Genomic DNA, 7,339 nt, shown 5'->3' on the forward strand with positions numbered 1-7,339 from the left:
TCGGCGCGTACCACCGCGCCAACCAGTTTGCGTTCCTTCGGCGTGTTGACCACGGGCACGTTCCGCTGTTCGCTGGCAAACAGGATCGGCAGCACATCAAGCAGCTTCTGGTTCGGCGTCAGGCACGGCGGCGGCGGGCGCATCACGTCGAAAGCAATCACGCCATTCAATTCCTGCCCCGCGTTCAGATACTCTTTCAAGTCCTGCAAAGCGACGAGCCCAACGAAGGAGCCACGGTCGTCCACAACAGGAAGGAAATTGTTCGGGCTCGTCAGGAAGCGATCGGCGATTTCATGGAAGGTCGCCGTTTGTTTGAGGGGCGGAACCGGGTCGCGCATAAGGTCGCCCACCGTCTGCTGCGTGGCCGCACCCGGCTGCGCGCTCTCACGCTCGGTCTCCAGTCCTTTTCGCCGGAGCGGCTCAGTATAGATGGTTTCGGCGTCAAGCCGGCGCGCCACCAGTGTTGACACGGCGCAGGCGACCATCAACGGCGGCATGAGGGTGTAGTTCAACGAGATTTCAAACACCATGATCATCGCGAGCAGCGGTGAATGCGTCGTCGCCGCCAGCACGCTGCCCATGCCCACCAGCGCGAAAGCCGCCGCCGGCAGCGTCTCCGCAAAGTGGGCGGTGTGCAGTGTTGTTCCGAACATCCCCCCCAGGCCGGCCCCCAGAAACAGCGTCGGCGTGAACACGCCACCCACGGCGCCGGAACCAACCGTCATCAGCGTGGCCAGCAGTTTCGCCACGAACAGGCCGGACAAAAAACCGAGCGCGTATTCGCCATGCAGGATCTGGTTGGTCGCGCCATATCCGTTCCCCCACACCTGCGGAAAGCCTGTGGCGATCGCGCCAACGACCAGCCCCCCCAGCGCCATCCTTGCGTAGATCGGCTGGCGCATGCGGCTGAACAGAAGTTCGCTGTGACGGATCAGCTTCAGAAACGCCGCGCCCAGCGCGCCGGCAAAAAGCCCCAGCAACAGGAACCACGGCAATTGCGTGATATGGGTAAACTCGACATGCGAAGGCGCCTGATACTGCGGTTCAATGCCAAAAAAACTCCGCGAAAGCATCGTTGCCACGACCGACGCGGCAACGAGCGGGGCGAAGAGATTCATGGAGAAATTGCCGAGGACGATTTGAGCGGCAAAGATGGCGCCGGCCACGGGCGCGTTGTAAGCGGCCGAGATGCCAGCAGCCGCACCGCAGGCCACGAGCAGCCGGAGGCGGTACGGCTGCCATTTCGCCAGTTGCCCGCACTTGGACGCGGCCGTCGCCGCCAGGTGCGTGATCAACCCTTCCCGCCCAATGGACGCGCCGGTGCTGATGCTCACCAGCGACGACAGGGCCTTGATTACTGCGTGACGAAAGGGCAGACGGCCGTCGCCGGCGACGACCACCTCGAGCAGATTGCTGGAACCGCGTTTGCCCGCCCAGTGCAGCCCCCAAAACAGCACCAGCCCGGCGGCGAGGCCGCCAACCGTCGGCGCCAGCAGACGCTGCCACCAGTTGAGCGCTTCCGCGATTTCGACGAGATCCCCCTGATGACGAAGGGCAAATTCCTTGAGGGTATCAATGCAGAGGTGAAAGATGAGATTGACGAGCCCGCCAATGATCCCCACGCCGCTCCCGAGCAGCAGATGCACGGTTTCCTCGCTGAGGCGGAGCTTTTCCCTGATGCGCAACAACGCCTGCCAGTGCCGGCGGAAGAATTCCCGCGCCTTCGCCAGCACCTGCTCCAGACTTTTCGGCCAGGTCCGCACTTGATTATTTTGTGAATTTTCCCGCCCGATGACGAGTCTTCTTTGCGGCAACCGAGAATCGCCCCCCACGCCCGATTTGCCGTGGGACTCTCTATTTTGCAGATTGCACACAGCTGTCGTACTGTTAGCATGACTGGCTCGTACAGTTCTCAACGCATGAAGAAATGGATCATACTGGCCGTCGTCCTGGCGGGATGTGCCTGGGGATTTCAAAAATGGCACGCCACACTTCCCCCCGGGGGCTCCTCGTCCGCCGCCGGCCAACCCACCACGGCGGTGGTCGAGACGCGGGACATTCATTTCGCCGTGAGCGCGGCAGGTGAAATCGGTCCGGCCGACCAGGTTTCCGTCCGCCCGGAAATCAATGGAAAAATCCTCACCTTGCCCGTGGACATTGGTGATCGCGTGAAAAAGGACAGCGTGTTGTTCACACTGGATGACCAGGATCTGCAAACGGACCGCTCCTCGAAACTGATCGAGATCGAGGCCGCAAAACTGCAGCTGGAGAAGGCCAGCCGGGACTACGAACGGTCCAAACAACTTTTCGCCGACAAACTTATCTCCCAGGAACTCTTCGAAGACACCAGGACGCAATATGAACTGGCCCGGAACGCGCTCGACCGGACCGAAAAGGCGTTGCACCTGGTCGAATACCAATTGACCAAGACGAAAATCCTGGCGCCGTTCGATTGCACTGTTCTGACGAGGCCGGTTTCGGTCGGGCAGGCCGTCTCCGGGTCTGGCGGGTTTAACAGTGGAACCGAAGTGCTGACCATCGCCAACCTGAGTGAAATGGTCATCAACGCGCACATCAATCAGGCCGACGTCACCCGGCTCAAGATGGGGCAACAGGTCGAGGTGGCGGTCGAGGCCGTGCCCGGCCTGAAAGTCAACGGCACCGTTGAACGGATCGCGCCGCAGGCCACCATCAAGAACAACATCAAGGGATTCGCCGCGCGTATTCTTCTGAAGGACGTTGATCCGCGCGTCCGGCCCGGCATGACGGCAAACGTTCAGATACCTGTCGCCTCCGCGGACAACGTGGTGGCGGTGCCGCTGGCTGCCGTGTTTACCGAGACCGACCCGGACACGGGTGAGACCGAACGTTATGTTTTCGTGAAGAAAGACGATGGCTTCGAACGCCGGCCCGTTCAGATAGGCGTTTCAGACTTTTTCTTCGCCGAGATTCAGAAAGGCTTGTCTCCCGGCGAAGTCGTGGCCCTCGAAATGCCGGAGGCGGAAAAGGCGCGCGCGATCAAGAATCCGCTGGTCATGCTGCCGGGCGGTTCCGAAAGCAGCGGCGCGACGGCACGGTCGGGCGCGGGCAAGGGGACCAGCAAGACCAATGCGCCCGCCAGCGCACAGCGGCCGGCCGGCGGGGTCCGGCGCAGTGGGACGTGATTATGGCCGGCTGTTCGTTTCTCCCGCAGCCCTCAACCCATGCCCCCGGCCGGGCGGCGCCGCTTGTTGAACTCCGCAACGTCAGCAAAATCTACCATTTGGGGGGCGAAGAGATCCGGGCACTCGATGACGTGTCGCTCGATATTGAGGCGGGCGAATTCATTTCCATCATCGGCCCGTCGGGCAGCGGCAAATCCACCTTGATGCACATCCTCGGCTGTCTCGACTCTCCGACGCACGGCACCATCAAGCTCGACGGCACCATGATCCACGACGCGTCGCCGCGTGAGCTCGCGCGCATCCGGAACCAAAAGATCGGTTTCGTGTTTCAATTCTTCAACCTGCTCCCGAAGCTCAACGTCCTGCAGAACGTCGAGTTGCCGATGATTTACAGCGGCCTGGCAGCGCGCCAACGACGCGAGCGCGCGTTGCAGGCCCTGAAAATGGTCGAAATGGACAACCGCGCGAAGCATCGCCCGATGCAGCTCTCCGGCGGGCAGCAGCAACGAACCGCCATCGCCCGCGCCCTGGTGAACAGCCCGAAAATCGTTTTTGCCGACGAACCGACCGGCAACCTTGACTCGCACACCGGCGAAGTGATCCTTGAGTTGTTTCGCCGTCTCAGCCAGGAGGGACGAACCATCGCGCTGGTCACGCACGACCCGGAGATCGCCGCCTCAACACCACGCCGCATTGAGATCCGCGACGGCCGCATTGCCGAAAGAGTGGATCGCAAGCTTGCGGGACTGGATGAATTGACCGGCATGTCCCGCGACGATTCGCAGTTATGAACCTTGGGAACGCCATCCTGATTGGTTTCAAGGAAATCTGGGCGCATAAATTTCGTTCCCTGCTCACCATGCTCGGCATCATCCTCGGCGTGTCGAGCCTTGTGGCGATGTCGGCGCTGGTCAAGGGCATGGAAGTGGGCGCGAAGGAGGCGTTGATCGCCATCGGCGGCCTGCAGAAGGTCCGCATCGAGCCGCAGGACGTGCCGATCCAGCAGTGGCAGCGGAAAGATCAGGCCGTCGGCGTGACGATCAACGATGTTTACGCGCTCGAGGCAAGCGCGCCGCTGGTCACAAAAATCTCCCCCGAAATGCGGCTCTATGGCGCGACCGCGACCAAAAGCGGCAAATCATTTCGCCCGTGGAACTGCACCGGCGTCTGGCCCATCGCGCTCGAAATGTACGAGCACGTGATCCAATACGGACGCATGTTCAACGAGATTGACGACGAAATGGCGCGCAACGTTTGTGTGATCGGCACGGGCGTCCGCGACGAGCTTTTCGGCAGCCCGGAGGACGTCGGCGAGGAAATCAATCCCGTCGGCGAGACCATCAACATCAACGGCCAGCCCTTCACGATCATCGGCATGTTCGAACATTACGAGAGCGAACAGGAGCGCAAGGAACGCGAACTGGCGAAGCTCCAGCCGAGGCAGGCCGCGACCGGCCCCAAGCGCAGCCGGGGCTGGAGCGGTCGCGGCGGGAGCTTTGCGTTTCGCCTGAAAAACAACACGCTTTACATGCCGCTCAACACGGTGTGGATGAAGTTCCGCGCGGCGGGCGTCGGTGTGGCGGGCAGTTTCGGAACCAACAAGTCGGCGGCCATCACGCCGGACACCGCGATCGTCCCGGACCCGAGGTTGTCCGTCCTGGAAGTGAAGATTGCGGACGTGGACCGCATGAACGTCGCGCTCCAGCAAATCCGAAATGTTCTGATGGCCACGCACAAGGGCATTGAGGATTTTTCGTTCCGCACCCAGGAGGAATGGGCGGAAAATATCAACACCTTCATCCATAATGCGCGCATGAGCGGCGGCATCATCGCGGGCATCAGCCTGCTGGTCGGCGGGATCGGCATCATGAACATCATGCTGGCCAGTATCTCGGAGCGTGTCCGTGAAATCGGAATCCGCAAGGCCGTCGGCGCCGCGACGGAAGATGTCTTCATCCAGATTCTCGTTGAAAGCATCGTCATCGCAATCTTCGGTGGATTGGTGGGTCTGGTTGCTTCATACGGACTGGTGCGGGTCATCGTCAGCTTTTCCTCCACCGAAAACGCCCCGATCATCACCGTCACGGCAATGTCAATCGCGTTCGCGTTCAGCGTGTGCGTCGGCATCACGGCCGGCCTGTTTCCTGCATTCAAGGCCGCGCGGCTGGATCCCATTCAGGCTCTGCGTTACGAGTGATGAACCTGCTCAACACCATCATCGTCGGCCTCAAGGAAATCTGGGCGCACAAGTTTCGTTCGCTGCTCACGATGCTGGGCATCATTCTTGGCGTCGCCAGCCTCGTCGGCATGTCCGCCATCGTGAAGGGCATGGAAAACGGGTTGAAGGAAACGATGATCGCGATGGGTGGCGCGGACAAGGTGCTGCTCGAGGACCAGGACGTGCCCGCTTATCAGGAGCATCTGGCGGAGGAAGCGCCGGGGCGGACGATGACGGATGTCATGGCGCTGCGCGAGAGTGCGCCGCTGGTCCGGCTGGTCTCGCCCGAAATGGCGATGAACAACTGCACTGTCACGCTCGGGGACAAGATGGTGAACCCGTCCGAATGCGTGGGCGTCTGGCCGGCCGTGCTCGACATGAACCTGCACACGCTCGAACACGGCCGGTTCTTCACCGACATTGACGAGGAAAAGGCCAACAGCGTCTGCGTGATCGGCACCGGAATCCGCGATGAATTATTCGGTTCGCCGGAGAAGACCGGGAAGGAGATCATCCCCATCGGTGAACAGGTCTTCATCAACGGACAGCCCTTCACCATTGTCGGAATGTTCACGCGCTATGAAAGCGAACAGCAACGCAAGGAGCGCGAGCTCGCGAAAACGAAACCGAAGGAGGAACAGGCCGGCCCGGCGCGACGTCGCGGCTGGGGACGCGGTGGTGGCGGCTGGGCGTTCTGGCGCAAGAACTACACGGTTTACATGCCCATGAACACGATGTGGGTGCGGTTTCGCTCCGCCGCCGGCGCAAACAACATCCCCGACCCGCGCCTGACCGACATTGACATAAAGGTTGCCGACCTCGACCACCTGGAGCCCGCGCTGCAACAGGCCCGCAACGTCCTGCTGATGACCCACCGCGGAATCGAGGACTTCAGCTTTCGCACACAGGAAAACCAGATTCAGAACATCAACTCGCAGATTCGCAACGCGCGCTTGAGCGGCGGCATCATTGCGGGCATCAGTTTGCTTGTGGGCGGCATCGGCATCATGAACATCATGCTGGCCAGCATCAACGAGCGCATTCGCGAAATCGGCATCTGCAAAGCCATCGGCGCGACCGGCCTTGCCATCTTCCTGCAAATCCTGGTCGAGAGCATCGTGGTTGCGCTGGTCGGCGCGGTGGCCGGACTGGCCGCATCGTTCGGACTGGTGCGATTGCTTGCGGTCGTTTCACCGTCGCAGAATTCACCGGTCATCACTCCGACGGCAATGTTGATCGCCGTGATCTTCAGCGCCTGCGTGGGGGTTGTTGCCGGACTCTTTCCCGCATTCAAGGCCGCGCGACTCGACCCGATCCAGGCGTTGCGGTACGAGTAGGAGCGGTCTCTGCCTCTCGAATAATTCTTCACAGAAATCCTCAGATCTGCTTCTATAACACTCGGTAAGCGCCGCACTCGAAAAAGCCAGTCTTGCGGCTGTGCGGCTCAGAAAACAATGTTAGGTCGCTAACGCATACACTGTGAAACTCCCCATTTACACCTCAACACCGGGCCTCGACCGTTACTCTGAACGTGACCGATTTGCTGTGTATCGTGCGACTCACAAGCGATTGATGATCGAGGACGCCGCATACCGGAAGCAGTGGAACACATATGTTGCCAGCATGGTCTGTATCGCGATCTTTCCTGCTGGTGGTTTCGTTGTTGGCGGAGCACTTGGCATTTTGTTGTCGGTTGTCTTGACGGCAGTGGTTGTAGCTGGCGTCCTGTTCTTGGCGTTCCGGCAGCAGAAGTTCATGAACCGGAGGATTGGCGATGCTTTGCAACGTCAAGCGGCCTCCTAACAAATCGCGAGGCAGTGTGAAAGCTCTTGAAACAAGATTTTGAAGGAGGAAAAAGTGTTACGAATCACTCTCGCCGAAAACAAAAAATGCGCCGTAACCAAAATGCGAACGTCGATTTTTTGGGTAATTCGTCGCGCGGGGAGTTTTCACACAG

General features: G+C 60.4%; 6 protein-coding genes. 5 read left to right on the forward strand and 1 reads right to left on the reverse strand.

Features of this window, described 5'->3' with window-relative positions; translation table 11 throughout:
* Positions 1 to 1,763, reverse strand: a 1,763-nt coding sequence (locus tag VN887_07585; protein HXT39867.1) for a ClcB-like voltage-gated chloride channel protein, incomplete at its 3' end; no start/stop codon positions are given.
* Positions 1,764 to 1,919: 156 nt separating this feature from the next.
* Here VN887_07585 and VN887_07590 point away from each other — a divergent pair.
* The 5 genes from VN887_07590 (at position 1,920) to VN887_07610 (ending at position 7,185) form a co-directional block, all read left to right on the forward strand.
* Positions 1,920 to 3,164, forward strand: a complete 1,245-nt coding sequence (locus VN887_07590) for an efflux RND transporter periplasmic adaptor subunit (protein HXT39868.1) — start codon at positions 1,920 to 1,922, stop codon at positions 3,162 to 3,164.
* Between the two features lie 2 nt (positions 3,165 to 3,166).
* Positions 3,167 to 3,955 carry an ABC transporter ATP-binding protein gene (locus tag VN887_07595; protein ID HXT39869.1) on the forward strand — a complete coding sequence of 263 codons (789 nt, stop codon included), beginning with the start codon at positions 3,167 to 3,169 and terminating at the stop codon, positions 3,953 to 3,955.
* Positions 3,952 to 5,361 (forward strand): ABC transporter permease, encoded by a 1,410-nt coding sequence (locus VN887_07600; GenBank protein HXT39870.1) that lies wholly within the window; start codon positions 3,952 to 3,954, stop codon positions 5,359 to 5,361. Before VN887_07595 ends, VN887_07600 begins: the two co-directional genes overlap by 4 nt.
* Positions 5,361 to 6,719 carry an ABC transporter permease gene (locus tag VN887_07605; GenBank protein ID HXT39871.1) on the forward strand — a complete coding sequence of 453 codons (1,359 nt, stop codon included), beginning with the start codon at positions 5,361 to 5,363 and terminating at the stop codon, positions 6,717 to 6,719. Before VN887_07600 ends, VN887_07605 begins: the two co-directional genes overlap by 1 nt.
* Positions 6,720 to 6,861: 142 nt before the next feature.
* A complete protein-coding gene (locus VN887_07610; protein HXT39872.1) occupies positions 6,862 to 7,185 on the forward strand; it encodes a hypothetical protein in 324 nt (107 codons plus the stop codon).
* Positions 7,186 to 7,339: the final 154 nt, after the last annotated feature.

The organism is Candidatus Angelobacter sp. (genome assembly GCA_035607015.1).
In the GTDB taxonomy this organism is placed as follows: domain Bacteria; phylum Verrucomicrobiota; class Verrucomicrobiia; order Limisphaerales; family AV2; genus AV2.